This window comes from Collimonas pratensis (genome assembly GCF_001584185.1).
Taxonomy (GTDB): Bacteria; Pseudomonadota; Gammaproteobacteria; order Burkholderiales; family Burkholderiaceae_D; genus Collimonas; species Collimonas pratensis.
On sequence record NZ_CP013234.1, the window covers coordinates 531,382 to 558,376 of the forward strand.

Sequence of the window (26,995 nt, forward strand, 5' to 3'; positions counted from 1 at the left end):
CTTTTCAAAAGACAAACAGGCTATGAGCACAAGCAATAACGAGATCGCAGGTAACGACATCAATACCGCCGGGATACAGCTGAAAACCAGCCGTCGCTGGCTGGCGGACGCAGTTGAATTATTGTCATCGATGCGCTTCGCCATCAGCTTGCTGGCGATTATCGCGGTGGCCGCGGTGATCGGTACCGTGCTCAAGCAAAACGATCCGATGCCGAACTACGTCAACCAGTTCGGACCGTTCTGGTTTGAAGTGTTCGGCAAGCTGGGCCTGTATGCGGTGTATTCGTCGTGGTGGTTCTTGCTGATGATGACCGTCCTGGTGCTCTCGACTTCGCTGTGCATCGCCCGTAATGCGCCGAAGATGCTGAAAGACATGCGCAGTTGGCGTGAAAACGTCCGTGAGCAGTCACTGCGCAATTTCCATCACAAGGCTGAGTGGATTTCGTCGACAGCGCCGGCGGTGCTGACCGGGCAGCTGGTGGCGCGGATTGCTGCCAAGGGCTACAAGACCAAGCTGGTGGCCAAGGACAACGCCACCCTGATCACCGCCAAGCAAGGCGCCGCCAACAAATGGGGCTATATTTTTGCCCACAGCGCCATCGTGATCATCTGCATAGGCGGCTTGCTGGATTCTGACTTGCCAATACGTGCGCAGCAATGGATCTACGGCAAGACGCCGTTCAACGGCAGCGGCATCATTGCCGACATTCCGGCAGAGCACCGGCTGGGACTGGGCAATCCGACTTTCCGCGGCAATACCCTGATACCGGAAGGCTCTGCCAGCAGCACCGCCATCATTCCGCAAAAGGATGGGGTGATGATCCAGGATCTGCCGTTCACCATCCAGCTGAAGAAATTCATCATCGATTTCTACAGCACCGGCATGCCCAAGTTGTTTGCCAGCGAAGTCGTGATCCGCGATAACGCCGACGGCCATACTTTCCCAGCCACCATCAAGGTCAACCAGCCCCTGATCTACAAGGGCATCGCGGTGTACCAGTCAAGTTTCGAAGACGGCGGCAGCAAGCTCAGGCTGACGGCTTATCCGATGAGCGGCGCCGCCGAGACGACTTTCCCGGTGAGCGGCGAAGTCAACGGCAGCACACCTTTAGCGTACAACGGTAATAACGACTATACGATTGAATGGTCTGGTTTCCGCCCGTTTAACGTGGAGAATATGGCTCAGTCGGGCGATGACCTGCGCGCCGTGACCAAGTCCAAAAGCCTCAACCAACGCTTGAGCGACGATTTGAGCAACCATCTCGGCAATGCCGCAAAAAGCGCCGTCAAGAAAGATCTGCGCAATGTCGGCCCGAGCGTGCAGTACAAGTTGCGCGACAAGACTGGCCAGGCCCGCGAATTCAGCAATTACATGCAGTCGATCAAGGTCGACGATGCCTATGTGTTCCTGGCCGGCGTGCGCGACACGCCGGATGAAGCGTTCCGCTATCTGCGGATTCCGGCCGACGACGAGGATAGCCTGCAAGAGTGGATGCGCCTGCGCGCCGCGCTGATGAGTCCAGAGTTGCGCACGGCAGCGGCGCATCGCTACGCGCAGCGCGCCATTCCGGAAAGCCGCGAAGGCATCGCCACCCTGCGCGTGCAGCTGGAACAATCGGCATTGCGCGGCCTGTCTCTGTTTGCCGGCGACGGCAAAGAGGCCGGCTACATGGCGATCTCCCGGTTCCTGGAACAGGTGCCGCAGCAGGAGCAGGAAAAGGCCGCGGATATCTTCATGAAGATCCTCAACGGTAGCATGTGGGATCTGTGGCAAGTTGCACGAGAGAAAGATGGATTGAAGGGAATGCCAGCCGACGAAAAGCATGCGCGCTTCCTGCAGCTGAGCACCAATGCGCTGTCGGATGCAAGCTTCTATAATGCGCCTGTGTATCTGCAGATGACCGGCTTTGACGAAATCAAGGCCTCGGTATTCCAGGTCACCCGTTCGCCGGGCAAGAAGGTGGTGTACCTGGGCTGCCTGCTGCTGGTGCTGGGCGTATTTTCGATGCTGTACGTGCGCGAGCGCAGGCTGTGGGTGTGGATCCGTCCCGACAAGGATGCAGAAGGACAGTCGCATGCGCTGATGGCATTGAGTTCGCAGCGCAAGACGCTGGATTTTGAAAAAGAATTTGACGTATTGAAAACACAATTGATGCAGCCAGAAGCACCGGGCAAAGTCTAGTGTGGTACTGCGCAGATAAAAAGATGGACGTTCCGCTGCGATCTTGGGATTTTCCACGCAAGAGCGGAACGATATGGAGAAAATGATGGAACTGACGCAAACGTATTCCCCGCCCGGCAGCTTTTTCAAGCGCCTGTCCGTGATCGACTGGCTGTTCGCCATCGCACTGGTGGCGGCCTCGCTGTTCGCCCTGAGCCGCTACGGCAGCCACATGGATTACTACGAGAAGGGCGTCCTGGTGTTGGCCGGCCCGACTTTCGCCTGGCTCGGCTGGCACTGGAAATCGGTACGCTGGCTGATGGCGCTGCTGGCGGTGCTGGCGCTGTCGGCGATCGCCATGTATGGCGGCGCGCTCGACATGGCCAACCAGAAGTTCTTCCTCAAATACATGCTCTCCAGCCAGTCGGCGATCCTGTGGATGAGCACCCTGTTTTTCCTCTCGACCCTGTTCTTCTGGGGCGGCCTGATCACGCGTTCGGATTTCGGCGCTTCGATCGGCTCCAAGCTGTGCTGGGCCGCGGTAGTGATGGGTTTCACCGGCATGCTGGTGCGCTGGTATGAGTCCTACCTGATCGGCGCCGACATCGGCCACATCCCGATTTCCAACCTGTACGAGGTGTTCGTGCTGTTCAGCCTGATCACCGCGCTGTTCTATCTCTACTACGAACAGCATTACCGCACCCGCCAGCTGGGCGCCTTTGTCTTGCTGGTGATTTCGGCCGCGGTCGGTTTCCTGCTGTGGTACATGGTGTCGCGCGACGCCGCGGAAATCCAGCCGCTGGTGCCGGCGCTGCAGAGCTGGTGGATGAAAATCCACGTGCCGGCCAACTTCATCGGCTACGGCACTTTCGCGCTGTCGGCGATGGTGGCGGTGGCCTACCTGCTGAAATCGCATGGCTACCTGGTCGACCGCCTGCCGGCGCTGGAAGTGCTGGACGACGTCATGTACAAGGCGATCGCAGTCGGCTTCACTTTCTTCACTATCGCTACCATTCTCGGGGCCTTGTGGGCGGCAGAGGCTTGGGGCGGCTACTGGTCCTGGGATCCGAAGGAAACCTGGGCGCTGATCGTCTGGCTGAATTACGCGGCCTGGCTGCACATGCGGCTGATGAAGGGCCTGCGCGGCCAGGTCGCGGCTTGGTGGGCGCTGATTGGCTTGCTGGTGACTACCTTTGCATTCCTCGGCGTGAACATGTTCCTGTCGGGCCTGCATTCTTACGGAGAGCTGTGAACGGATGACGAAGTCTGCAACAGATGAAAGCAATGCGCCGGTAGAGCTGGTGATTTTCGATTGCGACGGCACCTTGGTCGATAGTGAAACCGTGGCAACCGACGTGATGGTGGAATACCTGGCGGAGCTCGGCATGCAGCTCTCGGCCGAAGTGGCGCTGGCCCGCTTCAAGGGCGGCCGCATGGCCGATTGCGTGGCCGAGCTGGAACAGATGTTCGGCCGCTCCCTGCCGGCCGATTTCACCAAGGTCCTGCGCGACCGCATCGCCCCGGTGCTGCACCAGCGCCTGCAGCCGATCGAAGGCGCGCTGGAACTGGTGCAGTCGCTCAAGGTGCCGTTCTGCATGGCTTCCAACGGTCCTCTGCATCAAATCAAGGTGTCGCTCAGCGTCACCGGCCTGTGGTCCTATTTCGAGGGACGCATCTTTAGCGCCTACGACGTCGGTTCCTGGAAGCCGGCGCCGGACTTGTTCCTGCACGCTGCCAGGACCATGGGTGTCGAACCTTCCCGTTGTGCGGTAGTCGAAGATAGCCTCCCGGGCGTACAGGCTGGCGTTGCCGCCGGCATGCAGGTATTCGCCCTGCAGCCGGAGCAGGTGGAGGCGCAGCTGCCCAGGCAGGCAACCGTCATTTCCCGGCTGGCGGAGCTACACGACCATATCCGGATTGCCGGATAAGCGGTTTTCCTGTTTTCTGTAAGGAATCGGCTGCTTGTCTGACTAAGCCTTACCTACCTTGCAGGAGTGCCACATGCCGCTATATCGTCGCCCCAACGGATTCGATCTGCCGTTTGCTTCCGAAATCACGCCGCAGGAAATATTCGAATCGCGCCGCAGTTTCATCAAGCAGATTGCCATAGGCGCCGCTGGCGCCGGCTCGCTGCTGCAATGGACCGGCGGCGAGGCCTGGGCGCAAACCGGTGATGGCCAGAAACTGGCGGCCAAGGCCAATCCTGCTTATGTCGTGACGGACAAGGCGACCTCTTTCAAAGACGCCACGACCTATAACAATTTCTACGAATTCGGCACCGATAAATCCGATCCGGCCGAGAACGCCGGTAGCTTGAAAACCCGGCCGTGGACGATCGCGATCGAAGGCGAGGTCAAGAAGCCGCTGACGCTGGATATCGACAGCTTGCTGAAGCTGGCGCCGATGGAAGAGCGCATCTACCGGCTGCGCTGCGTCGAGGGCTGGTCGATGGTGATCCCCTGGATCGGCTATTCGTTGTCGGCGCTGATCAAGAAAGTCGAGCCGACCTCGAATGCCCGCTATGTGGAGTTCACCACCTTGGCCGATAACCGCCAGATGCCGGGCTTGCGGGCGCCGGTGCTGGAATGGCCCTATGTGGAAGGCTTGCGCATGGATGAAGCGATGCATCCGCTGGCCTTGCTCAGCTTCGGCATGTACGGCCAGGTCTTGCCGAACCAGAGCGGTGCGCCGGTGCGCATGGTGCTGCCGTGGAAATACGGTTTCAAGTCGGCCAAGTCCATCGTCAAGATCCGCTTCCTGAAAGATCAGCCGCGGACCGCATGGAATATCGCCGCTGCGCGCGAATATGGTTTCTATTCCAATGTCAATCCGGACGTCGATCATCCACGCTGGTCGCAAGCCACCGAGCGCCGCATCGGCGAGGACGGCTTCTTCACCAAGAAGCGCAAGACGCTGATGTTCAACGGTTATAACGAGGTTGCTTCGCTGTATTCAGGGATGGACCTGAAGAAGTACTTTTAAGCCAGGGAAACTCACGCATGTTCAATCCCACTCCCAGGCAATTCAAAGTCATCAGAGCTTTGCTGTTCGTGTCGGCTTTGCTGCCCGCGCTGCGTTTGCTGGTGGCTGGCTTCACTGGCGGGCTGGGCGCCAATCCGATCGAATTCATCACCCGCAGCAGCGGCGACTGGACGCTTTATTTTCTCTGCATCGCGTTAGCGGTAACGCCGCTGCGACGCTTGAGCGGCTGGAACTGGCTGATCAAGCTGCGCCGCATGCTGGGTTTGTTTGCCTTCTTCTACGCCAGCCTGCATTTCACCACTTTCCTCTGGTTCGATCATTTCTTCGATCTGGGCGAGATGTTCAAGGATGTCGTCAAGCGGCCGTTCATCACGGTCGGCTTTATCGCCTTCGTGCTGTTGCTGCCGCTGGCGCTGACCAGCACCAACGGCATGATCCGCCGCCTCGGCGGCAAACGCTGGCAGTGGTTGCATCGCAGCGTGTACGCGGTGGCGCTGCTGGGAATCCTGCATTTCTGGTGGATGCGCGCCGGCAAGCATAATTTCGAAAAGCCGATCCTGTTCGGCACGATCATCGCCGGGCTGCTGCTGGTGCGTGTCTATTTTGCCTGGCGCAATCGCAGCGCCGGAGTAAGCCAAGCGCGCGCCAAGGTTCAGAAACGCCAGGTCACGCCGACACCGACCTGACGATGGGTCTGGGCAGCGCAAGCGCCGCAGCCGATGCCGAACTTCAGCCCCATGTCGAGATCCAGGTTCGGCGTCGGCGAATAGACAGTCCCGGTCAGGATATAACCCGGGTTGCTGCTCGAATGCAGATCGCCGCTGGTGTCGCTGGCGCGTTCGGTATTGCTCAGGATGCCGCCATCCAGCACCAGGCTCCACTTGGGATTCAGTTCGTACAGCGCATAGGCCGATAAACGCCACTGCATCGTGCGGTTGGCTTGCTGATCGCTGGCCAGGCGATAGCGGTTGTAATAGGCGGCCAGGTTGCTGCTGAAAGCCCAGTTGCCGCTTTGGTAGCTGCCGATCAGCGTCAGCGACATGCTGGTGGCGCCACGGCCCAGGCCACGATTCGGATCGCCGCTCGGGAACGTGATCTCCGGCTTGATCCCGAGGCTGAAGTCATCATGCTCCAGCACTCGCCACTTCACCCCGACGGCAACGTCATTGATGCCTGATGGCTGCGACAGCGTCGCCGGCGGATTGACGTAGATATCGAGATTTTTCAGCAAGCCATAGCTGGCGGTAAAGTTGGCGACATGCGTGTGGACGTCGTTCTGGCGTAGCCAGTCGGTGTTCAGCTCAAGCTGTGTATTGCCCTTGTCCTGGGTGCCGGTGTCATCGGTCACCAGCGGATGGTTGGCATGGGCGGACTGCAGCAGAAGACAGGATAAGAAGCTGGATAAAAAACAGGACGAGACAGCGACCAGCGTCAGCCTGTGCATCGTGGTGCTGTGCTTGGCGGCGCGCAAGTTCACGCCAGCAGGTTTTCCAGCGCAAACAGATCGGCGGGATTCTCGCGTTGCCGTATCAGATGCGCCTGTCCGCCATCGACCATCACTTCAGCCGCGCGGCCGCGTGTGTTGTAGTTGGAAGACATGGTCATGCCGTAAGCGCCGGCAGACATCAGCGCTAGCAGATCTCCGGCTTCGATTGCCAGCGAGCGCGAACGCGCCAGCCAGTCGCCGGATTCGCATACCGGCCCGACCACGTCATACACCTGCTCCGCGCTGCTGCGCCGGGCCACGGTCTGCACGCCGTGCCAGGCCTCATACATGGCCGGCCGCATCAAGTCGTTCATGGCAGCATCGACGATGGCGAAATTCTTGGCCTCGGAATGTTTCAGATACTGGATTTCAGTCAGCAGGATACCGGCGTTGCCGGCAATCGAGCGGCCCGGTTCAAACAGTACCTTGATCGGCGCGCCCTGGTATTTTTCCTGGCGCCAGGCAGTTATGCGGGCAAACAGGCGGCCCAGGTAGTCGCCGATGGCGACCGGCTTTTCATCGTCGTAGGTGATGCCGATGCCGCCGCCGATGTCGAGGTGATGCAGGTGGATGTCTTCGGCGGCCAGCTGGTCGACCAGCTCGATCAGCTTGTCGAGTGCTTCCAGCAAGGGCGCATCGTCCAGCAGCTGCGAGCCGATATGGCAATCGATTCCCGCCACCGTGATGTTCGGCAAGGCGGCGGCAGTGCGGTAGCAGGCCAGTGCGTCCTCGTAGGCCACACCGAACTTGTTTTCCTTGAGGCCGGTGGAAATGTAGGGATGCGTCTTGGCGTCGACGTTGGGATTGACACGCAGCGAAATGGCGGCGTGCTTGCCCATGGCCGCCGCCACTTCGTTCAGGCGGTGCAGTTCCGGTATCGATTCGATGTTGAAGCACAGGATGTCATGCGACAGCGCCAGGCGCATTTCTTCACGCGATTTGCCGACACCGGAGAAAATTACTTTGCGGGGATCCCCGCCAGCGGCAATTACGCGCAATAATTCGCCACCCGAGACGATATCGAAACCGGAACCTAGACGGTTCAGCAGTTGCAGCACCGCCAGGCTGGAGTTGGATTTCACCGAATAACAGATCAGGCTGCTGTCCGGCGCCAGGCTATGTTGCCTACAGGCATCTGCGTAGGCGGAAAAATTCGCCGTTAGCGCAGCCTTGGAGTAGACATAGGTCGGGCTGCCGAATTGCTGGGCAATCGCGTTCAGGGCGACGTTTTCAGCGTGCAGGATGCCATTTTTGTATGAAAAATACGGCATGGCGGGCTGTGCTTATTTGGCGGTAGGCGCGGTTGGCGTATCCGGGGTTTCCTGCGGGGCCGGGATGACCGGCGCAGGAGTTGTCTTCGGAATAACGTTGGACTGCGTTGGCGCCGGCCGCACGATCGGCGGCGGCAGCGCCGCCGGCATGAACAGCGGGCCTTTTTGGCCGCAGGCCGTCAAGGTCAGCGGAATGGCGATCAGCGCCAGCGTGGTAGTGCGCGACAAATCAAAAATGGGCTTCACGGATTAGAATCACAGTTTAACGAAACGGATTGGAGTGTAGCATGACAGAATCAGAATTCCTGGCGGCCGCCGAGTCGGCCTTGGGCAAGATCGAGATGGCGCTGGAGCGGGCGGCAGACGATACCGATCTGGACGTCGAGTGCAAGCGCAGCGGCAATGTGCTGGAGATCGAATTTATCGATAACGGCAGCAAGATCATCGTCAACAGCCAAGCACCTATGCAGGAATTGTGGATCGCGGCGAAATCCGGCGGCTTCCACTATAGGCGCAAGGGCGATGCATGGCTCAATACGCGCGACGGCTCCGAGTTCTTTGCCGCCTTGTCGGTGATGATCAGCAGCCAGGGTGGAGTGCCAATAACATTGTAAATTTTCTTGTCGAGGCGGCGAGCCGCAGATTTCCTACCGGTATTTGTCGTAAGATGCGAGTAATGTAATGTTGTTTTGATACGCCGGTTTTGTTCCACGATCTTGCTTCACAGGGTTCGCAACAAGTCGCGCAAGAATTGCACCAGGGAGTTGCACCAGGGAGTTTGTCCAACGCTTCTCAACTATGAACCCGTTAGGAAATAAGTTGAACATTTGTGCTGACCGTAGCTGGCGCGCTGCTGCCGTTGTTACGTTCGCCACCGCTTGCAGTGCTCGCACTGCGGCGCGGCGGGCGCCTTGCATCGCATCCAGCTATGGCCGCCCAAATGCCCAACTTATTCCCTAACGGGTCCTAACGATAGCCACCTATGAACACGATAATGATCAGGGATTCGGAAGAACCGAGTGATTGGCGTGATGGCGTTATCTGCGACGAGAATGCCGTCTGCCGAGCGTCACCCTTGGGGCGGTCGGTAGCGAGCCGACGGCTGTTTTTCATAGGTATGGCGTTGGCTGCTCTGCAGTTCTCCGGCGCCGGCCAGGCTGCCAATATTCCGGCGGTTGCCGCGACCGTCAATCCGGCCGCCCCGGGCGCTGCCCAGAAACCTGATGAACCACCGAGGCGTTGGGCCTTTGATGTCAACAACGGCTGCAAGGTGTGGAGCGCCGAACCCTTGGCCGGCAGCATCGCGGTACTCTGGAGCGGACGCTGCTTGAACGATCTGGCGCAAGGCCCGGGAACGGTGCGCTGGCTGAGCAGCGGCAAGCAGGTGGCGGAACTGAGCGGCACCATGGAGCAGGGCAAGCTGCGTGGCCACGTCACCGGCGTCGAGGAGCCGGGCAACCGTTTCGACGGCATGTATATCGACTCCTTGCCGGAAGGGCCGGGCAAAGCGTTTTTTGCCGACGGCTCGGCGTATGACGGGCAGTGGCATCGCGGTCATCAGCTCGGCTACGGAATCATGACATTTCCGCCGTCGCATCCACAGTACCAGGACATGCTGAAAAACGGCAGGGGTACCCGAACCGAGAATGGCATGTATGTGCTGCGCGGCTGGTGGGAGGGTAAAAATTTTATTACCGCCTGCAACAGTGAAGAAGAATGCGAAAAGGCTGTTGTGGTGCTGATGAAGCTCGACCAGGATGCCGCCGCGGCCAAGGCCAGTGCTGCAGCGCAGACGGCGCCGGCGATAGCGCCTGTGACGCCGCCGACGCCGGCTGTGGAACCGGCTGCCGTCGCACCCGCAGCCGCTGAACCGGTACCGCAACCGGCGGCCGCCATGCCGGCGGCGGTGATACCTGCTGCCGAACCGGTAATCATACCGGCACCGGTAGCGTCCCCCGAAACGCCGGTCATGGACCCGGCCGCCATCGCGCCGCAACCAGCAGCGGTTGAAGCGCCGCCAGATCCGGCCGCAGCCATGCCGGCCGGCGTGGCCGCGCCAGCCCCAGCCCCAGCCCCAGCCCCAGCCCCAGCCCCCGAGCCCGCACCGGTGCCAGCTAGCGAACCCGCACTGACGCCGGCCGCCGAACCGGCGCCGCTCGTGTCACCGCCAGCCATGCCGGTTGAAATCCCGCCGGTTGCCCCAGAGCCGGCCAACGCGCCCATGACGCCGGCGCCGCCTCAGCCAGAACCCGCCGCCAGCCCGAAGGCGCTGACGCCCGCCCCAGGCAGTACTGACACCGCGCTTGGCGGCAGCGAACCAATTTCAATTTCAAACGGATCCAGCTGATGACGTATGCACCACGTATTTTCCCGACCAGAGGTTCAAGCGATGCAAGGAACATGTCCGTTTCCGCCACAGTGCGCATGCCATGGCTGGCAGCGATCGGCCTGCTTTTGCCGCTTTTTCTGCTATTGCTGAGCACGCTGGCCAATGCGCAAATGAAGGCCGATTTACCGGGTAACAAGGCGGCTGCCGCCGGGCCGAAAAACCTGTTGGCGGAAGCCGCACGCAGTGTCGGCATCAAGCAATGCCAGCCCGCGATCAACCGCTTGTCGGCACTGGCTATCAGCGGCACTGGCGCCCACGATGTGCTGGTCGACTGGGATCGCGTGCATCCGGACAAGGGGCCATTTTTTTCACTGACTGGCATCGAGTATGCCGGTGCATCGGCGGCTGTATCGATCACGGCCGTGCCGCAGGATGGCGGCGCCTGCTCGGTATCGGCCGAGCGCATTTCGATCGCCCCTTACTCCTGCAAGAGCATTGCCGAGACTGAGCTGAAAGGCTATAGCGCAACGCCATTGCTGCCGACCTTCACGGTATACGTATCGCCTACCGAGCCTGGCGGTTCGGTATCGCTGGTGGATTCACCCCCGGGCTGCCTGATCATCCGCCGCTATGTCCAGTACAACTGGACCGAGCAGACAAAGATGTCGGTGCCGGCGCGTAAATGACGCCACTGAATGACGCCACTCAGTGACGCCCCTGCGTGACGCCCTTGTTTTTCCGTAAGCATTTCTTTTTATTTGAATCAACGCTATGAATTCTTCAGCTCGCACTGTGCGGATCGGCATCACCATCGGCTTGCATCAGGAAAACGAATCCCTGTGGAACAATGGCATCAAGCAGAATGCAGTGTACCTGGCCGAAGCATTGAAGCATTGCCCCAGCGTGGCATCGGTGCATTTGGTGAACACCACGGCAGTCGCCATTACCGCGGCCTTGCCTTGGGACCAGGCGCGCTGGCCGACGGTGGCTTTCGAGCAGGCCAAGGACAACCTGGATGTGCTGATCGAACTCGGCGGCCAGGTCAGCGCCGAGCAGACCGCCTACCTGAAGACGCAAGGCTGCCGCCTGATATCTTATTGCTGTGGTTTCGAGTACGTGCACGTGATGCAATCGATCCTGTTCAACCGGCCGCTATGGGGTTACGACCTGTTCGTCAACCAGCGCTACGACGCCATCTGGATGGTGCCGCAGGTCGCCACCAACAGCCAATCCTATTTTGAAACCCTGCGCCGCCGGCCGGCGCAGGTAGTCCCCTTCGTCTGGGATCCGATTTTCGTCAACCAGCGCAGCCAGGGCTTTGACTATCACGGCGAATACCGTCCGCGTGCCGCCGGCGCCAAGCGCCTGACTGTGATGGAGCCGAACAACGATATCGTGAAATTCTGCATGTATCCGGTATTTATCGCCGAAGAAGCTTATCGCCAGCGTCCGCAGGACATCGAGATCATGCAGGTGACCAACGCCGAGCGTCTGGCGCGGGAAAGCAAGGAGTTCATCGCGGTGATGAACCAGCTGGATATCGTGCGCCAGCACAAGGCAGTGTTCCTTGGACGCTACGATACCCCGCAATTCCTCAGTGAGATGACCGATGTGGTGATTTCCCACCAGATCGAGAACGCCCTGAATTATTTTTACTTCGACGTCTGCTGGCAAGGCTATCCGCTGGTGCATAACGCCTACATGTGCAGCGATCTTGGTTATTACTACGAGGGCAACAGCGTGCAAAACGGCTGCCGCCAGCTGCTCGAGGTCTTGACTGCGCACGATCAGGGCTGGCAGGATTATCTGGCGCGCCAGCGGCAAGTGCTCGGCCGCTACCTGCCGGGATGTCCGGAGGTGACGGCAGAATATGAACGCTTGCTGACGGCTTTGCTGCAACAAGCAATAGTGTAGGGTGGGCACGTTTTTGTGCCCACGCGGATAGCGCTACAGCATGGGCACAAAAACGTGCCCACCCTACGTGATTGCATGACGAAGTGCTTTTAACTATTTCTTATCCATGAAAAAAATCAATGTAGGCATTTCCGTCTTCGTCGTCCAGGGAGCGCAGCTCTGGTCGAACGGCCTCAACCAGAACCTGGCGTTCCTGGTGATGCTGCTGCAGCAGAGTCCGCAGGTCGGCAAGGTGTTCCTGCTGAACGGCGGCGACCTCGAACACATGCCGGCGGACATGGGGCTGGACGGTCTCAACGCGCCGCTGGTCAAGCCGGCCGATGTCACCCACGAGCTGGATGTGGTGATCGAAATGGGCGCGCAGCTGCCGCTGCCATGGCTGCACCATGTGCGCGCTCTGGGCGTCAAGATCATCACCTTCTTTGTTGGCCACACCTATGCCGACAATGCCGAAGCGCCGATGTTCGAGGGACCCAGCGGCCAGATCTTCAACGGCACTCCCTGGCATGAAATCTGGACCCTGCCGCACCATATGAAAGCCAGCGGCCCGCTGTTGCGCACGGTGTCGCGGGTGCCGGTGTTCGCGGTGCCGCACATCTGGTCGCCGCTGTTCATTCAGAAGCAGATCGACGTGGTTGAGCAGGATGGCCACCATTTCGGCTATCAGCCTCATGTCAGCACCGGCGGCGCCGAGCGGCCGGGCTGGCGCACGGCGATTTTCGAACCGAATATCTCGGTCGTCAAAAGCGGCTTCATTCCGATGCTGGTCTGCGAACAGGCTTACCGCCTGGACCAGCGCTCGGTGAGCATGATGATGGTAATGAATACGGTGCAGATGAAAGAGCATCCGACCTTCAACCGCTTTGCCATCAATCTCGACCTCACACGCCACCACAAGGCGACTTACGAACCGCGCGTGGCCTTTGTCGAGTGCATGGCGCAGCAAAAAATGAACGCCGTGGTCTCGCACCAATGGGAATGCGGCTTGAACTATCTCTACTACGACACCTTGTACGGCGGTTATCCGCTGATCCATAATTCAGAGTACCTGGCAGCCGACGGCATCGGCATCTACTATCCGCATTTCGAGGCCAGCACCGGTGGCCGGGCCTTGCTTGACGCCTGGCGCCAGGAACCGGACTTCTGGGACGACTACAAGAAGACCAGCGCCGCCTACCTGCGCAAGCTCGATCCCGCACACCCCGATAATGTGGATGCATTTGTGAAAAGACTTCAATTCAGCGTGGAGGGTATGCCATGAGCCTGCCACAACGTAAATTACGCGTAGGCGTCACCCTGTATGTGCGCTCGGGGCAGCAATCGATATGGGAAAACGGTATTTTCCAGAACTGTGCCTTCCTGGTGCAGTTGTTCAATCAGTCGCCGGCGGTCGAGCAGGCGGTGCTGGTGCTGGACGGCTCTACCGAACAGGTCAGCGACGCCATGATGCTGGGCGACCTGGGGATCCAGATGGTCGGCCTGGAAGAGGCCCTGAATACACTGGATGTGGTGATCGAAATGAGCGCCCAGCTAAGTGAAGAGTGGGTGCGCCAGTTCCGTGAGCGTGGCGGCCGCTATGCCTGGATGCGGGTCGGTAATGACTACGTGATTGACATCGAACGCGCCATGTTCAACAAGCCGCACGGCGGCCTGTGCAGCGACAAGCCCTACGACGCCGTGTGGACGCTGCCGGAGTACGAGCGCAGCTGCAAGGATTACTTCGGCCTGACGGCGCGCGCGCCAGTGCATATCGTGCCGCATCTGTGGACACCGCTGTTTTTTGCCAAGGGCATTGCCACCTTGCCGGCGCATCTCAGTTATGGCTACCAGCCGGGCAAGCCGCGCTGGCGGGTCTGCAGTTTCGAGCCGAATGTCTGCATGGTGAAAACCTCGTTGCTGCCGATGCTGGCCTGCGAGGAAGCCTATCGCGCGCAGCCGGCCTTCCTCGAATATCTGCGCGTCTGCAATACCTTGCACTTGAAAGAGCATCTCAAGTTTTCGCATTTTGCCCGCTCGCTGGATGTGGTCAACCATGGCCTGGCGTCGTTCGAGGGGCGCTTTGCCGTGTATGAATTCATGGCGAACTATGGCGACTGCATCATTTCCCACCATTGGGAAAACGGCCAGAATTACCTGTACTACGAAGCCTTGTACGGCGGCTATCCGTTGATCCACAACTCGGAATTCATCAAGGATTACGGGTACTACTATCCGGAATTCGATTCCTTTGAAGGCGGCCAGGCAGTGTTGCGGGCGTTTGCCACGCATGATGCGCAGCTGGAGGATTACCGCCGTCATGCCCAGACCTTGCTGCGCACGCTGGATGTCAGTTTGCCGGAGAATATCGAAATCTACACCCGGCGCCTGCTTGACTTGTATGCAAATTGACGCTGCCCGGGCGGGCCATCGGGCCCGCCCGGCGTTTTCTGTCAGAACAATTCGTTCTTGACTTCGTCCCTGGCTTTCTCTTCCTCCGTCGGCGCGATAGTGCCGCCGCCCAGGTTCTGGGTGGCGACTCCCGGCGGGTATTCCGCGTAGTAGTATTCGCCGCCGGAATGAATCAGGCCATCCGGCACCACGCGGTCTTCCATCGGTACGCCTTTCAGCGCCTGCTGCATGAAACTGATCCAGATCGGCAGCGCCAGGCCGCCGCCGGTTTCCTTGTCGCCCAGGCTGCGCGGCTGGTCATAACCCATCCAGCCGACCGCTACCAGCGACGGCTGGTAACCGGCAAACCAGGCATCCAGCGAATCATTGGTGGTACCGGTCTTGCCGGCCAGGTCGGTGCGGTTGAGCGACATCGCCTTGGCGGCAGTGCCGTAACGGACGACGTCGCGCATCATGCTGTCCATCAGGTAGGCATTGCGCGGATCGATGATGCGGTTGGCCTCGTTGCCGGCGGTGTCGGGATGTACTTGTGACAATACATTGCCGTTTGCATCGGTAATCTTGCTGATGATGTAAGGGCTGACCTTGTAGCCGCCGTTGGCAAAAACCGCGTAGCCGCCTACCATTTGCAGCGGCGTGACCGCACCGGCGCCGAGGGCCAGGGTCAGGTATGGCGGATTTTTGTCAGCATCAAAGCCAAAACGTGTCACATACTCCTGCCCATACTTGGCACCGATCTTGTCAAGAATGCGCACCGAGACCACGTTTTTCGACTTGGTCAGGGCCTTGCGCATGCTCATCGGGCCTTCGTATTTGTTGCCGTAATTCTTCGGCTGCCAGATCTGGCCGCCGGTCTGGCCGCCACCGTAGGTCAGCGGCGCATCATTGATGATGGTGGCCGGCGACAAGCCCTTTTCCAGCGAGGCGGAGTAAATGAAGGGCTTGAACGACGATCCCGGTTGGCGCCAGGCCTGGGTCACGTGATTGAATTTGTTGCGGTTGAAGTCGAAGCCGCCGATCAGGGCGCGGATGGCGCCGTCCTTGGTGTCGGCCGCAATGAAGGCTGATTCCACCGCCGGCATCTGGGTGATGCTCCAGTTTTTCCCTTCCAGCATGACGCGGATGATGGCGCCGCGCTTGACCTTGCGCTGCGGCGGCGCCTTGTCGCTCAGCAGGTTGGTGGCGATGCTGAGGCCGGCGCCGCTGATGCTGATTTCCTGGCCGGAGGACAGCACTGCGCGCACCAGCTTGGGCGTGGCTTCCAGCACCACGGCGGCGACGATTTCATCGCTGTCGGGATGGTCGGCCAGTTCCACTTCGATGGCGTCTTCGGCGGCTTCCTTGGTGGTGTCCGGGATCTCCATGAAACCCTCGGGCCCGCGATAGCCGCGCCGCTTCTCGTAATCCATGACGCCGCGGCGCAAGGCGATATAAGCGGCATCCTGGTCGGCCTTGGTGATGGTGGTGAAGACGTTGAGGCCGCGCGTGTAAGTGTTTTCCTTGAACTGCTCATACACCAGCTGGCGTGCCATTTCCGAGACGAATTCAGCATGGATGCCGAATTCGCTGGCGCCGGTCTTGATATGCAGCGTTTCGTTCTTGGCCTGTTCGTACTGCGCCTCCGTGATGTAGCCGAGCTGCAGCATGCGCAACAAGATGTATTGCTGGCGCACCGTGGCGCGCTTCGGATTGACCACCGGATTGTTGGCCGACGGCGCCTTCGGCAGGCCGGCCAGCATCGCCGCTTCGGCGGTGGTGATGTCTTGCAGCCGCTTGCCGAAATAGATTTGTGCCGCCGAGGCGAAGCCGTAGGCGCGCTGCCCCAGATAAATCTGGTTCATGTAGACCTCGAGAATCTGGTCCTTGCTGAGGTTGCGTTCAATCTTCCATGCCAGCGGGATTTCATACAGGAATTTGCGCGAGGCCTTCTGGAAGAAAGTCGGCTCGTTGCTGGTCAGGAAAAAGTTGCGGGCGACCTGCTGGGTGATGGTGCTGGCGCCGCCGCCGCCGCCGGTCAGGTTGGAAAAGCTGGCGCGCAGGATGCCTTGGTAATCGACGCCGCCATGCTGGTAGAAGCGGTCGTCTTCGATTGCCAGCACGGCCTTCTTCATGACATCCGGGATCTCGTTGATATGCACCAGGCTGCGCCGCTCTTCGCCGAACTCACCGATCAGCACGCCATCTGCTGAAAAAATGCGCAAAGGGATCTTGGGTTTGTAGTCGGTCAGCGAATCCAGCTCCGGCAGATTCGGATAGGCCATCGCCAGCATCAGGAAGAACGTCAGGCAGCCGATCGCAACCAGGCCGGCGATCAGCCCGAAAAAGCCAAGCACGAGGCGCAGCGCGAGCGGCATGCGGCGGCGCGCTGGAGGATTTTGAGAGGTGTCGCTGGCTGTATCTGGAGGCGTCATGCGATGCGTTTTATGAAAGATGATGCCACGCATTATAGCGGCACAGCGCCTGCGTTCGATAAGGGAATGTCAAGCATGCAGGGTCGATCCAGACCCTGGCAAGAGTACTGGTGTAGTGCTTCGTAAGTACTGAAACTTCATAAACGGGACCTTTTCGCGTCATGCGTCGTTGCAAATCCTCGCGATGGTCCCGCCATCGCTCCGGTTTGCGCCTAGCCTGACACAAAAATCCGCCATTTCTGAAGCTCCATTACTTACGAAGCACTACACAGCGCGCCCATGGCTCAAAACTTGCTCTGCATCATGCGTTCTTGCTTGAGCGCAAATTACGTTGCGAAATTCAGACAAAAATTGTCGGACAAAACCAAAATAGTATGAATGGAGTCGCTGTGAAGCAATATTCCGTAACAGTTAAACAATTGCCGTCAGGAAAATTTCTTTACAGCAGTGCCCTCTTATTGCTACGATTTCACCTTATAAAATTTAACATTGCTGTAAGCCCTGTTTTACAGGTTTTTCCTAACTTCGAGACGGTATACCGCTAATGCGACCGCCTTGCAGGCAGAATGTTCCCCAAATATTAGATACTCGGGAGAAATGCTCTTGGCATTAGATCTAGGATCGCTGATCGGTAAAAAGAACCCGCCGCTGGTGGGGATTGATATCAGCACGTCGGGCGTAAGGTTGGTCGAATTGTCAGAAACCGGCAAGGATCAACTGCGTCTTGACCGCTACGCCTCTGAACCATTGCCGCGGGGAGCGGTAGTGGATGGCAATATTGAAAACATCGAACAAGTGACGGAAGTCATCCGCCGGCTGTGGAAAAAAAGCGGCTCCAACACCAAGCTGGTGGCGCTGGGCATGCCGCCGGCCTCTGTCATCACCAAGAAAATCATTCTGGCCAGCGGCATGCTGGAGGAAGAGCTGGAGATGCAGGTCGAATCCGAGGCCAGCCAATATATTCCGTTTGCGCTGGACGAAGTCAGCCTCGATTTCGACGTGATTGGTCCGGCCCAGCATTCGCCGGAAGACGTCGAAGTGCTGCTGGCGGCGACCCGCAAGGAAAAGGTCGAAGATCGCGTGGCGGTGGCGGAAGCCGCCGGCCTCAAGCCGACCGTGATGGATATCGAATCGTATGCAGCGCGGGCGGCGATCAACCGCATCATCGGGCAATTGCCGAAAGCGGGGCAAGGCCAGATCGTCGGTCTGTTCCAGATCGGCACCCAGACCACGCATGTCTCGGCCTTGCTGGATGGGCAACTGATTTATGAGCGCGAGCAGCCTTTTGGCGGCAACCAGCTGACCCAGGACATCGTGCGCGCCTATGGCCTGTCGTACGAGGAGGCGGATACCAAGAAACGCAATGGCGACCTGCCTGAAGGCTATGAGCAGGAAATCCTCAATCCGTTCCTGGAAAGCGCTGCGCTGGAAGTCACGCGGGCGATCCAGTTCTTCTTTACCTCGACGCCGTATACCCGGATCGACCAGCTGTTCCTGGCTGGCGGTTGCGCCACGATTCCCGGCTTGGTCGAGGTGGTGGCGGGCCGCGCCAAGATTTCCACCTCGGTGGTGAGCCCGTTCACCGGCATGCAGCTGGGGCCGAACGTCCGTGAAAAACAATTGCGCATGGATGCGCCGTCCTATCTGGTTGCTTGCGGCCTGGCCATGCGGAGATTTGGCTGATGATCAAAATTAATCTATTACCGCACCGCGAAGCCAAGCGTAAGCAGCGCAAGAACGCTTACTTCGCCATGCTGGCCTTGTCTGCCATGATCGGTTTGATCATGGTGTTGCTGGTGGGCGCCTTTTTCGCCAGCCAGATCGCTAACCAGACCGAACGAAACCGCTTCATCACGGCTGAAAACACCCGCCTTGACGGCGAAATCAAGGAAGTCGCCACGCTCAAGCAGGAAATCGATGCGCTGAAGGCACGCCAGCAAGCTGTTGAAGACTTGCAGAGCGACCGCAACCAGCCTGTCTATCTGATGGACGAGCTAGTCAAGCAGGTGCCGGAAGGGGTCTATCTGAATTCCCTGAAGCAGGAAGGCCAACGGGTGGCGCTGAACGGCTACGCGCAATCGAACGAACGGGTGTCCGAGCTGCTGCGTAATCTGAGCAACAACTCGGCCTGGCTGGAACGTCCCGACCTGGTCGAAATCCGTGCCGCAGTGATCGGTACTGGGCGCGACAGCAAGCATGTCTTCGCATTTACCGTCAATGTCGGGATCAAGCGGCCGTCTGACAAGGATGCCAAAGATGGCGCGGCGACCCCGAAAAATGCAGTTGCAGCTGTAGCCGGCACCGGCGCTCCAGCCGCAACCTTGAAATGAGAGACGCGCAATGACCGATTTGAATAATTTGGGCGCGTCGATGAGCGCGCAGTTTCGCGGACTGAATGGCCGCCATCCCGGCCAATGGCCGATCGCACCGCGCATCTTGTCTGGCATCGGCGTATTCCTGCTGGTGCTGGTGGTCGGCTGGTTCTTTTACTGGAGCGACCAGCAGGATGCGCTCAACGCCGGCGAGCAACAAGAAGTCCAGCTGAAAGAACAATACAAGTCGAAGATCCAGCAAGCCATCAACCTGGAAGCCTTGCAGAAGCAAAAGCTGCAAGTTGCCGACTATGTGGCGACCCTGGAGAAGCAGTTACCGAGCAAGGCGGAGATGGATGCGCTGCTGTCCGATATCAACCAGGCTGGCTTGGGACGTGGCTTGCAGTTTGAGCTGTTCAAGCCCGGCCAGGTGGTGGTGAAGGATTACTACGCGGAGCTGCCGATCAACATCAAGGTGACTGGCAGTTATCACGATGTCGGTTCGTTCGCCAGCGACATCGCCAATCTGCCGCGTATCGTGACCTTGAACAATATGAATCTGGTGACGGGCAAGGACGGCGTCCTGAGCCTGGATGCGATTGCCAAGACCTTCCGCTATCTGGATAAGGACGAAGTCGCTGAGCAGCGTAAGACTGCGAACGCAGCTAAACAGAAAGGTCAAAAATGACGTTTTTTCGTATTGGGCGTCTGACCCGGGTGACATTTTTTGTCGTATTCATCTCAACTTTGTCAGGTTGCGGCGACAGCGGCGTGCAGGAACTGAAAGACTGGATGGCGGACGTCAAGAGCCATACCAAGGTGGGGATTCCGAAACTGACCGAGCCGAAGAAGTTCATCCCCTTCATGTATGCAAGCGCGACCAGCGTCGATCCGTATAACCCCAACAAGCTGCTGGTAGCGTTTGCCAAGCTGCAGGGCAAGTCCAACGGCTTGAAGCCGAATATGGACCGGCGTCGTGAAACGCTGGAAAACTATCCTCTGGATACCATCAAAATGGTCGGCACCCTGCAAAAGGTGGGATTGAGCTACGCCTTGCTGCAAGTCGACAAGACGGTATTCCAGGCGAAAGTGGGTAATTACATTGGGCAGAATTTCGGCATGGTCACCAGTATCACCGAATCCGAAATCAATCTGAAAGAAATCGTACAAGACGCGTCCGGCGAATGGGTCGAGCGCGAAGCCAAGTTAGCGTTGCAGGAGAGCACAAAATGATTGCAGCAGGAAAAAAATTAGTTAGCCTGGGCGTGAGTCGGCTGAGCAGGATTCGACAGAAAGCGCTGATGCTGGGCGCGTTGCTTTGCATGGTCGGGTTTGGCGTTTCCGCAACGGCAGCCGAAGACAACGCCATCACGTCGATCAGCGCCAATCAGCAAGGCGCCAACGTGATCGTCAAGATCAACTTCAAGCGTCCGCTGAGCAGTCAACCGACTGCGTTCTCCATTCTGAGTCCGGCACGGATTGCCTTTGACTTTGTCGGCGTCGGCAATGCGACCGGTAAAACCTCGCAGGACATCAGCCTGGGCGATGTGCGCAATGTATTGGTGGCGCAAGCCGATGACCGCTCGCGCCTGGTATTCAATCTGAAGCGCTCCCTGTCCTATGCAACAGCGATGGATGGCAATGCCTTGGTTGTCACGATCGATGGTTCAGGCAGCCTGGCATCTCCGGTGAATGCCGCCGGCATGCCGGTGCAGCCAGCGGCCAAGACCGCCATGGCTGCTGCGCCTGCCGCGGCACCTTTGTTGAATGGCAAACCAGCGCTGCGCGACATTGATTTCCGTCGCGGTACTGCAGGCGAAGGCCGGGTCGTGATTGACTTGCCGAACGCGCAGGTCGGCGTCGATGTCCGTCAACAAGGCCAGACAATTGTGGTTGATTTCCTCAAGACCAGTTTGCCGGACGTTCTGCGCCGCAAGCTGGATGTGGGTGATTTCGGCACACCGGTGAAGACCATCAGCACCGTGACTCAGGGTGAAAATGTTCGGATGATCATCGAGCCGAAAGGGCTGTGGGAGCAAAGCGCTTATCAAAGCGACAGCCAGCTGGTGATCGAAGTCAAGCCGCTCAAGGAAGACCCGAACAAGCTGGCGCAAGGCGCCCAGGGTTACCGCGGCGACAAGCTGTCCCTGAATTTCCAGAACGTCGAAGTGCGTTCGGTGCTGCAAGTGATTGCGGACTTCACTGGCTTGAATATCATTACCAGCGATACCGTCGGCGGCAACCTCACTCTGCGCTTGAAAGATGTGCCTTGGGACCAGGCTCTGGATATCGTGATGCAGGCCAAGGGCCTGGACATGCGTAAGAACGGCTCTGTTATCTGGATTGCTCCCAAGGATGAACTGTTGACGAAAGAGAAACTGGAACTCGAACAGCGTTCGCAGATTGCTGAGCTGGAGCCTCTACGCACAGAGTCATTCCAGTTAAATTATCAAAAAGCTGACGCCTTCAAGAAAATATTCGGCATCGATGATGCTGGATCAGGTGGCACCGGTGCCAAGAAAAATAGCATTTTGTCGTCACGCGGCAGCGCTGTGATTGATCCTCGCACCAACCAGTTGTTTGTGACCGATACACCGACCATATTGCAAAATATCCGCAATTTGGTGCAAAAAGTCGATATTGCGTCAAGGCAGGTTCTGATCGAGGCGCGGATGGTCGAAGCTAACGACGGTTTCAGTCGTAATCTCGGCGCAAAACTAGGATTCGGTTTTCATGGCGGCAATCGTCCGATTACGGAGATTGGCGGTCAGCAAACCGGAACTGTAGGTGCTGCCGGAGGAACCTCTACGAATGCGGTTGGGTTGAATTCATCTGCGTTGCAGACGGTCAACGGCAATTCAGTTAACTTGCCGGCGGCGCCTATTGGCACCACTAATGCGAGCTCAGTGGCACTGACATTGTTTAATGCTGCCGCAACTAAATTTATCAGCCTGGAATTGTCTGCGCTGGAAGCCGATGGCCAGGGCAAGATAATATCTAGTCCGCGTGTGGTGACGGCCGATCAGCAAAAAGCCTTGATTGAACAAGGGACTGAAATTCCTTATCAAAGTGCGACAAGCAGCGGCGCGACTTCAGTTGAATTCAAGAAAGCTAACTTGAAGCTGGAAGTTACGCCGCAAATTACGCCGGATGGCAACGTTATATTGACGGTAGATGTGACCAACGATAGTGTCGGTGCGACTGTTCCAGGCGGCGTTGCCATCAATACCAAGCATGTCCAGACCCAAGTCCAGGTTGAAAATGGTGGAACCGTCGTAATTGGCGGTATTTATACCCAAACGGTCAGCAACGATGTTAATAAAGTGCCACTACTTGGAGATATTCCGGTTCTGGGTTATCTTTTCAAACAATCCGCAGTTGTTAATAAACGAACTGAATTATTGATTTTCCTGACACCGAAAGTTGTCATCGACCGCATCGCTGCGCACTAAACTCCAATTGCGCTGGGACACCGGCTTGATGCCGGTGTCCGTACATGAGCAAAAGGTTAAGTAGTGAAATGGTAAGGTACACAGGCAATATCTTTCTGGTAGGCCTGATGGGCGCGGGCAAGACTACGGTTGGCCGTGCCCTGGCAAGAAAACTCAACAAGCTTTTCATTGATTCCGACCACGAAATCGAGGCGCGCACCGGCGTCTCGATTCCCCTGATTTTTGAAATCGAAGGCGAAGAGAGCTTCCGTCAGCGAGAGACCGAAGTGATCCGCGACCTGAGCGCCCGCAGCGGCATCGTGCTGGCGACCGGCGGCGGCGCCATCATGCGCGCCGAGAACCGCGAATACCTGAAGACCCGCGGCACCGTGATCTACCTGCGTGCCAGCATCCATAACATCCTCCAACGCACCAGCCGCGACAAGAACCGCCCCCTGCTGCAGACCGCTGATCCGCGCCGCCGGCTGGAAGAGCTGTCGCGCCAGCGCGAGCCGTATTATCGTGAAGTTGCCGACATAGTCATCGATACCGGCCGACCTAACGTACAATTCCTGGTACACAGTATCTTGAGCCAGCTGGATGTGCAGGCCGACGACCTTGAACCAGGGAGCGGGCAGGCGCAGCCGGCCGGCGCCGGCAACCTCGGGCAGGCCAGTGGCCCAGCCCACCAGACATCACATTTTCTTATGAATCAGCAGTCGACTTCTTCGGCCCCAGTATCGGCCCCGGCCATCACGCTCCAGGTAGAACTGGGCGAGCGCAGCTATCCGATTGAAATCGGCCCATCCCTGCTGGCTGACCGCGCGCGCATTGCCCGCCTGATCAGCGGCAAGCAGGTGGTGGTCGTGACTAATACGGTGGTGGCGCCGTTGTATCTGGAAGGCGTCAGCCAGACCTTGCGCGATGCCGGCAAGAGCGTGCTGGAAATCATCCTGCCGGATGGCGAGGAAGAAAAGAACTGGGCTAGCCTGATGCAGATCTTCGATCGCCTGCTGGCGGCTAAATGTGACCGCAAGACCACCCTGATCGCCCTTGGCGGCGGCGTGATTGGCGACCTCACCGGTTTTGCCGCATCCGCCTACATGCGCGGCGTGCCCTTCGTGCAGATCCCGACCACCTTGCTGGCACAAGTCGATTCCTCGGTGGGCGGCAAGACCGGCATCAACCATCCTCTCGGCAAGAACATGATCGGCGCCTTTTACCAGCCGCAGGCGGTGATCGCCGATACCATGACCCTGCATAGCTTGCCGGAGCGTGAGCTGTCCGCCGGCCTCGCCGAGGTGATCAAGTACGGCGCCGTGATCGACGCCGAGTTTTTCAAATGGATAGAAAACAATATCGATAAGCTGATGGCGCGCGACAACGCCGCGCTGGCTTACGCGATCCGCCGTTCCTGCGAGCTGAAAGCCGACGTCGTGCGCCAGGATGAGCGCGAAGGCGGCTTGCGCGCGATCCTGAATTTCGGCCATACCTTCGGCCACGCGATCGAATCAGGCCTCGGCTACGGCAAGTGGCTGCATGGCGAAGCGGTCGGTTGCGGCATGGTGATGGCGGCTGATCTGTCGCACCGCCTCGGCCATATCAATGCCGTCGACAAGGAAAGAGTGTGCGCGCTGGTGCGTGCCGCCGGCTTGCCGACCGAGGCGCCTAACCTGGGCGCCCAGCGCTGGCTGGAACTGATGCAGATCGACAAAAAGAACGAAGATGGCCAGATCAAGTTCATCCTGATGAAGCCGCTGGGCAGTCATCTGATCACCGGCGCGCCGCCAGAGGCGCTGCTGGCGACCCTCCAGCAACTCGCCTCCGGAGACCTGCCGCGATGAATCAAGAAACGTCTCTCGCTCCCTATGCCGCACATTCTGCGCAGTCGCGAGGACGTTTGTTTGCTGAAGAAACGCCCGGCTCGCGCACGGAATTCCAGCGTGACCGCGACCGTATTATCCATTGCACCGCATTCCGTCGGCTGGAATACAAGACGCAAGTATTCGTCAACCACGAAGGCGACCTGTTCCGCACGCGCCTGACGCACAGCATCGAAGTCGCGCAGATCGCCCGTTCGATCGCCCGCAACCTGCAATTGAACGAAGACCTGGTGGAAGCCATCTCGCTGGCCCATGATCTTGGCCATACGCCGTTCGGTCATGCCGGCCAGGATGCCTTGAATGACTGCATGGAGGCCCATGGCGGCTTCGAACACAATCTGCAGAGCCTGCGTGTGGTTGACAAGCTGGAGCAGCGCTATGGCGCGTTTGACGGCTTGAACCTGATGTTCGAGACGCGCGAGGGCATCCTCAAGCACTGTTCGCTGGCCAATGCCAAGAAACTGGGCGATATCGGCCAGCGTTTCATCCTGCGCAAGCAGCCGACGCTGGAAGCACAGGTGGCCAACCTGGCCGATGAGATCGCCTACAACAACCACGATATCGATGACGGCCTGCGTTCGGGTTTGCTGACCTTGGAGCAGATGAACCAGATCGATTTTTACGCGCAGCACAGCCGCCAGGTCGAGCAGCTGTTCCCGGGCCTGGGCGGGCGCAGGGCGATCAACGAAACCATCCGGCGCATGATCAACGCCTTGATCAGCGACCTGATCCAGACCTCGCAGCAGCGCATCCAGGATGCCCGCCTGCAGACAGTCGACGATGTGCGCAATGCGCCGCCGCTGATTGCCTTCTCCGACGGCATGGCGCAGCAAGCCGCCTTGCTGAAGCGCTTCCTGCGCGAAAACCTGTATCGCCACTACCTGGTCAACCGCATGACAGCCAAGGCGCGGCGCATCGTCGCCGAACTGTATGCCTGCTTCAGCGCCGAACCGTCATTGCTGCCGCCTGACTATCAGCTGGAGCAGCGCGGATCGAAACCATTGGAACCGCAGCAGCAGGCGCGCGAAATTGCCGACTATATCGCCGGCATGACTGACCGCTATGCCATTCGCGAACACCGGCGGCTATTCTTGGTGGATGAAGGACATCTGTAAGCGCCGCACGACGTAGTACTTTTGTTTCTTGATCGATTAACAAATCTGCGTAACAAACGAGTTGGGTTAGACTTTGACGTCGTCCACTTATTGTTCACTTCACTACTTCAAGGATCATCATGCGACCTTTCTATAAAACAGCAATCACATTGAGCCTGGCGGTAACGGCATCGGCGGCGTTTGCGCTGTCATTGAGCGACCTCAGCAACCAGGACGCCAGCAGCGGCTTGAAAGCCGCCCTGCAGAAAGGCGCCGACGTCGCTGTCTCCAAGCTGGGTGTCGAGAACGGCTTCCTGAACAACGACAAGGTCAAGATCGGCTTGCCCAGCGTGCTGGATAAAGCCATGCCTCTGCTGCGCATGACCGGCCAGGGCCAGAAACTGGACGACTTGGTGGTGTCGATGAACCATGCCGCGGAACAGGCAGTGCCCTTGGCCAAGCCCTTGCTGCTGAATGCTGTCAAGTCGATGTCGGTGACCGACGCCAAGAACATCCTGACCGGCGGCGATACGTCGGTGACCGATTTCTTCAAGCAGAAAACTTCGGCGCAGCTGGGCGAGAAATTCCTGCCTATCGTCAAAGGCGTGACCGATCGCAACGGCCTGTCGGCGCAATACAACTCGGTCATGGGACAAGTCGGCAAGACCGGCATGGTGCCGGCCCAGCAAAGCACGGTGGAAGGCTATGTCACGCAGCGCGCGCTGGACGGCTTGTACACCATCATCGGCGATGAAGAGAAGGCCATACGCCAGGATCCGGTCGGCGCCGGCAGCGCGATTATCGGCAAGGTGTTCGGCGCACTGAAATAAGCGCACCTTATAGCGATAAACAGTAATATGGTTTGAAAATAACAAAGGGCGCATTAACTGCGCCCTTGTTCATTCTATCGGCGCCAGCTAGTCAGCTGCAGCGCCCGGATTGGCGGCCGGTTCAGGTCGTGGCGGGGAGTTCTTCCGGCAGATGCTTGATCGCATCGTGCTGGTGATCCTGCATCTTGTCCTTGTACTTGATGACCTGGCGGTCGAGCTTGTCGACCAGGGTATCAATGGCGGCATAAAGATCGTGCGCAATGCTTTCGGCATGCAAATCTTTTCCCTTTACGCGCAGAGTGATGTCGGCTTTTTGACGCTTTTCTTTTTCAGTGATCTTGTCGACGCTCAGGATCACGCTGATATCGATGACCTGGTCGAAATGGCGTTTGATACGCTCTAGTTTGCTTTGTACATATTCGCGAATGGCGGGGGTTACCTCGAGGTGATGCCCACTGATGGTGAAGTTCATACAGCGCTCCTATCAAGAATATTGCTGGCGG

24 protein-coding genes are annotated in these 26,995 nt (G+C 58.5%); 19 read left to right on the forward strand and 5 right to left on the reverse strand.

Going from position 1 to position 26,995, the window contains the following annotated elements:
- Positions 1–22: 22 nt before the first annotated feature.
- The 5 genes from CPter91_RS02395 to CPter91_RS02415 all read left to right on the forward strand — a co-directional run bounded on the left by CPter91_RS02395 (position 23) and on the right by CPter91_RS02415 (position 5,829).
- Positions 23–2,182: a cytochrome c biogenesis protein ResB gene (locus CPter91_RS02395; protein ID WP_061936421.1), complete on the forward strand. Its 2,160-nt coding sequence runs from the start codon at positions 23–25 to the stop codon at positions 2,180–2,182.
- Between the two features lie 85 nt (positions 2,183–2,267).
- Positions 2,268–3,413: a c-type cytochrome biogenesis protein CcsB gene (gene ccsB / locus CPter91_RS02400; protein WP_061936424.1), complete on the forward strand. Its 1,146-nt coding sequence runs from the start codon at positions 2,268–2,270 to the stop codon at positions 3,411–3,413.
- Between the two features lie 4 nt (positions 3,414–3,417).
- Complete coding sequence (locus CPter91_RS02405) at positions 3,418–4,089, forward strand: HAD family hydrolase (RefSeq protein WP_061936427.1); 672 nt, start codon at positions 3,418–3,420, stop codon at positions 4,087–4,089.
- Positions 4,090–4,162: 73 nt separating this feature from the next.
- Complete coding sequence (msrP, locus tag CPter91_RS02410; RefSeq protein ID WP_061936430.1) at positions 4,163–5,143, forward strand: protein-methionine-sulfoxide reductase catalytic subunit MsrP; 981 nt, start codon at positions 4,163–4,165, stop codon at positions 5,141–5,143.
- A 17-nt stretch (positions 5,144–5,160) separates the two neighbouring features.
- Complete coding sequence (locus tag CPter91_RS02415; RefSeq protein ID WP_061936432.1) at positions 5,161–5,829, forward strand: protein-methionine-sulfoxide reductase heme-binding subunit MsrQ; 669 nt, start codon at positions 5,161–5,163, stop codon at positions 5,827–5,829.
- Here CPter91_RS02415 and CPter91_RS02420 read toward each other — a convergent pair.
- The 3 genes from CPter91_RS02420 to lptM are packed head-to-tail and all read right to left on the reverse strand — an operon-like array spanning position 5,796 to position 8,146.
- Entirely contained in the window at positions 5,796–6,620 is an 825-nt protein-coding gene (locus CPter91_RS02420; protein WP_236905923.1) for a transporter, read from the reverse strand. The genes CPter91_RS02415 and CPter91_RS02420 overlap by 34 nt on opposite strands.
- On the reverse strand, positions 6,617–7,900 hold the full coding sequence (lysA, locus tag CPter91_RS02425) for a diaminopimelate decarboxylase (protein WP_061936434.1): 1,284 nt from the start codon (positions 7,898–7,900) through the stop codon (positions 6,617–6,619). The genes CPter91_RS02420 and lysA overlap by 4 nt, the downstream gene beginning before the upstream one ends.
- Before the next feature lie 12 nt (positions 7,901–7,912).
- On the reverse strand, positions 7,913–8,146 hold the full coding sequence (gene lptM, locus CPter91_RS02430) for an LPS translocon maturation chaperone LptM (RefSeq protein ID WP_061936437.1): 234 nt from the start codon (positions 8,144–8,146) through the stop codon (positions 7,913–7,915).
- 41 nt (positions 8,147–8,187) lie between these two features.
- Here lptM and cyaY point away from each other — a divergent pair, with 41 nt between their 5' ends.
- The 6 genes from cyaY (at position 8,188) to CPter91_RS02460 (ending at position 14,531) form a co-directional block, all read left to right on the forward strand.
- Positions 8,188–8,514: an iron donor protein CyaY gene (gene cyaY, locus CPter91_RS02435; RefSeq protein ID WP_061936440.1), complete on the forward strand. Its 327-nt coding sequence runs from the start codon at positions 8,188–8,190 to the stop codon at positions 8,512–8,514.
- Between the two features lie 503 nt (positions 8,515–9,017).
- On the forward strand, positions 9,018–10,247 hold the full coding sequence (locus CPter91_RS02440) for an MORN repeat-containing protein (protein WP_061936442.1): 1,230 nt from the start codon (positions 9,018–9,020) through the stop codon (positions 10,245–10,247).
- A 53-nt stretch (positions 10,248–10,300) separates the two neighbouring features.
- Positions 10,301–10,915 carry a hypothetical protein gene (locus tag CPter91_RS02445; RefSeq protein WP_205631648.1) on the forward strand — a complete coding sequence of 205 codons (615 nt, stop codon included), beginning with the start codon at positions 10,301–10,303 and terminating at the stop codon, positions 10,913–10,915.
- A gap of 85 nt (positions 10,916–11,000) precedes the next feature.
- Positions 11,001–12,143 (forward strand): DUF2827 domain-containing protein, encoded by a 1,143-nt coding sequence (locus tag CPter91_RS02450; protein ID WP_061936446.1) that lies wholly within the window; start codon positions 11,001–11,003, stop codon positions 12,141–12,143.
- Positions 12,144–12,249: 106 nt separating this feature from the next.
- Positions 12,250–13,404 carry a DUF2827 domain-containing protein gene (locus CPter91_RS02455; protein ID WP_061936449.1) on the forward strand — a complete coding sequence of 385 codons (1,155 nt, stop codon included), beginning with the start codon at positions 12,250–12,252 and terminating at the stop codon, positions 13,402–13,404.
- Positions 13,401–14,531, forward strand: coding sequence for a DUF2827 domain-containing protein (locus CPter91_RS02460; RefSeq protein ID WP_061936453.1), 1,131 nt, complete (start codon positions 13,401–13,403; stop codon positions 14,529–14,531). Before CPter91_RS02455 ends, CPter91_RS02460 begins: the two co-directional genes overlap by 4 nt.
- Positions 14,532–14,572: 41 nt before the next feature.
- On the opposite strand, the gene CPter91_RS02465 is transcribed toward CPter91_RS02460, so the two are convergent.
- Positions 14,573–16,885 (reverse strand): penicillin-binding protein 1A, encoded by a 2,313-nt coding sequence (locus CPter91_RS02465; RefSeq protein WP_099047262.1) that lies wholly within the window; start codon positions 16,883–16,885, stop codon positions 14,573–14,575.
- Positions 16,886–17,545: 660 nt separating this feature from the next.
- Here CPter91_RS02465 and CPter91_RS02470 point away from each other — a divergent pair.
- The 8 genes from CPter91_RS02470 to CPter91_RS02505 all read left to right on the forward strand — a co-directional run bounded on the left by CPter91_RS02470 (position 17,546) and on the right by CPter91_RS02505 (position 26,492).
- A complete protein-coding gene (locus CPter91_RS02470; protein WP_231880029.1) occupies positions 17,546–18,625 on the forward strand; it encodes a pilus assembly protein PilM in 1,080 nt (359 codons plus the stop codon).
- Complete coding sequence (locus tag CPter91_RS02475) at positions 18,625–19,272, forward strand: PilN domain-containing protein (RefSeq protein ID WP_061936460.1); 648 nt, start codon at positions 18,625–18,627, stop codon at positions 19,270–19,272. Before CPter91_RS02470 ends, CPter91_RS02475 begins: the two co-directional genes overlap by 1 nt.
- Positions 19,273–19,282: 10 nt before the next feature.
- Positions 19,283–19,942, forward strand: coding sequence for a type IV pilus inner membrane component PilO (locus CPter91_RS02480; RefSeq protein WP_061936463.1), 660 nt, complete (start codon positions 19,283–19,285; stop codon positions 19,940–19,942).
- Complete coding sequence (locus tag CPter91_RS02485; RefSeq protein ID WP_061936466.1) at positions 19,939–20,487, forward strand: pilus assembly protein PilP; 549 nt, start codon at positions 19,939–19,941, stop codon at positions 20,485–20,487. Before CPter91_RS02480 ends, CPter91_RS02485 begins: the two co-directional genes overlap by 4 nt.
- Entirely contained in the window at positions 20,484–22,706 is a 2,223-nt protein-coding gene (gene pilQ / locus CPter91_RS02490; protein WP_417924837.1) for a type IV pilus secretin PilQ, read from the forward strand. The genes CPter91_RS02485 and pilQ overlap by 4 nt, the downstream gene beginning before the upstream one ends.
- Positions 22,707–22,750: 44 nt before the next feature.
- On the forward strand, positions 22,751–24,529 hold the full coding sequence (gene aroKB, locus CPter91_RS02495) for a bifunctional shikimate kinase/3-dehydroquinate synthase AroKB (RefSeq protein WP_269465561.1): 1,779 nt from the start codon (positions 22,751–22,753) through the stop codon (positions 24,527–24,529).
- Entirely contained in the window at positions 24,526–25,683 is a 1,158-nt protein-coding gene (locus CPter91_RS02500; RefSeq protein ID WP_061936474.1) for a deoxyguanosinetriphosphate triphosphohydrolase, read from the forward strand. The genes aroKB and CPter91_RS02500 overlap by 4 nt, the downstream gene beginning before the upstream one ends.
- A gap of 119 nt (positions 25,684–25,802) precedes the next feature.
- On the forward strand, positions 25,803–26,492 hold the full coding sequence (locus CPter91_RS02505; protein WP_061936477.1) for a DUF4197 domain-containing protein: 690 nt from the start codon (positions 25,803–25,805) through the stop codon (positions 26,490–26,492).
- Between the two features lie 121 nt (positions 26,493–26,613).
- Here the strand turns inward: CPter91_RS02505 and hpf are convergent, their stop codons facing one another.
- Positions 26,614–26,964 (reverse strand): ribosome hibernation-promoting factor, HPF/YfiA family, encoded by a 351-nt coding sequence (hpf, locus tag CPter91_RS02510; RefSeq protein ID WP_061936480.1) that lies wholly within the window; start codon positions 26,962–26,964, stop codon positions 26,614–26,616.
- Positions 26,965–26,995: the final 31 nt, after the last annotated feature.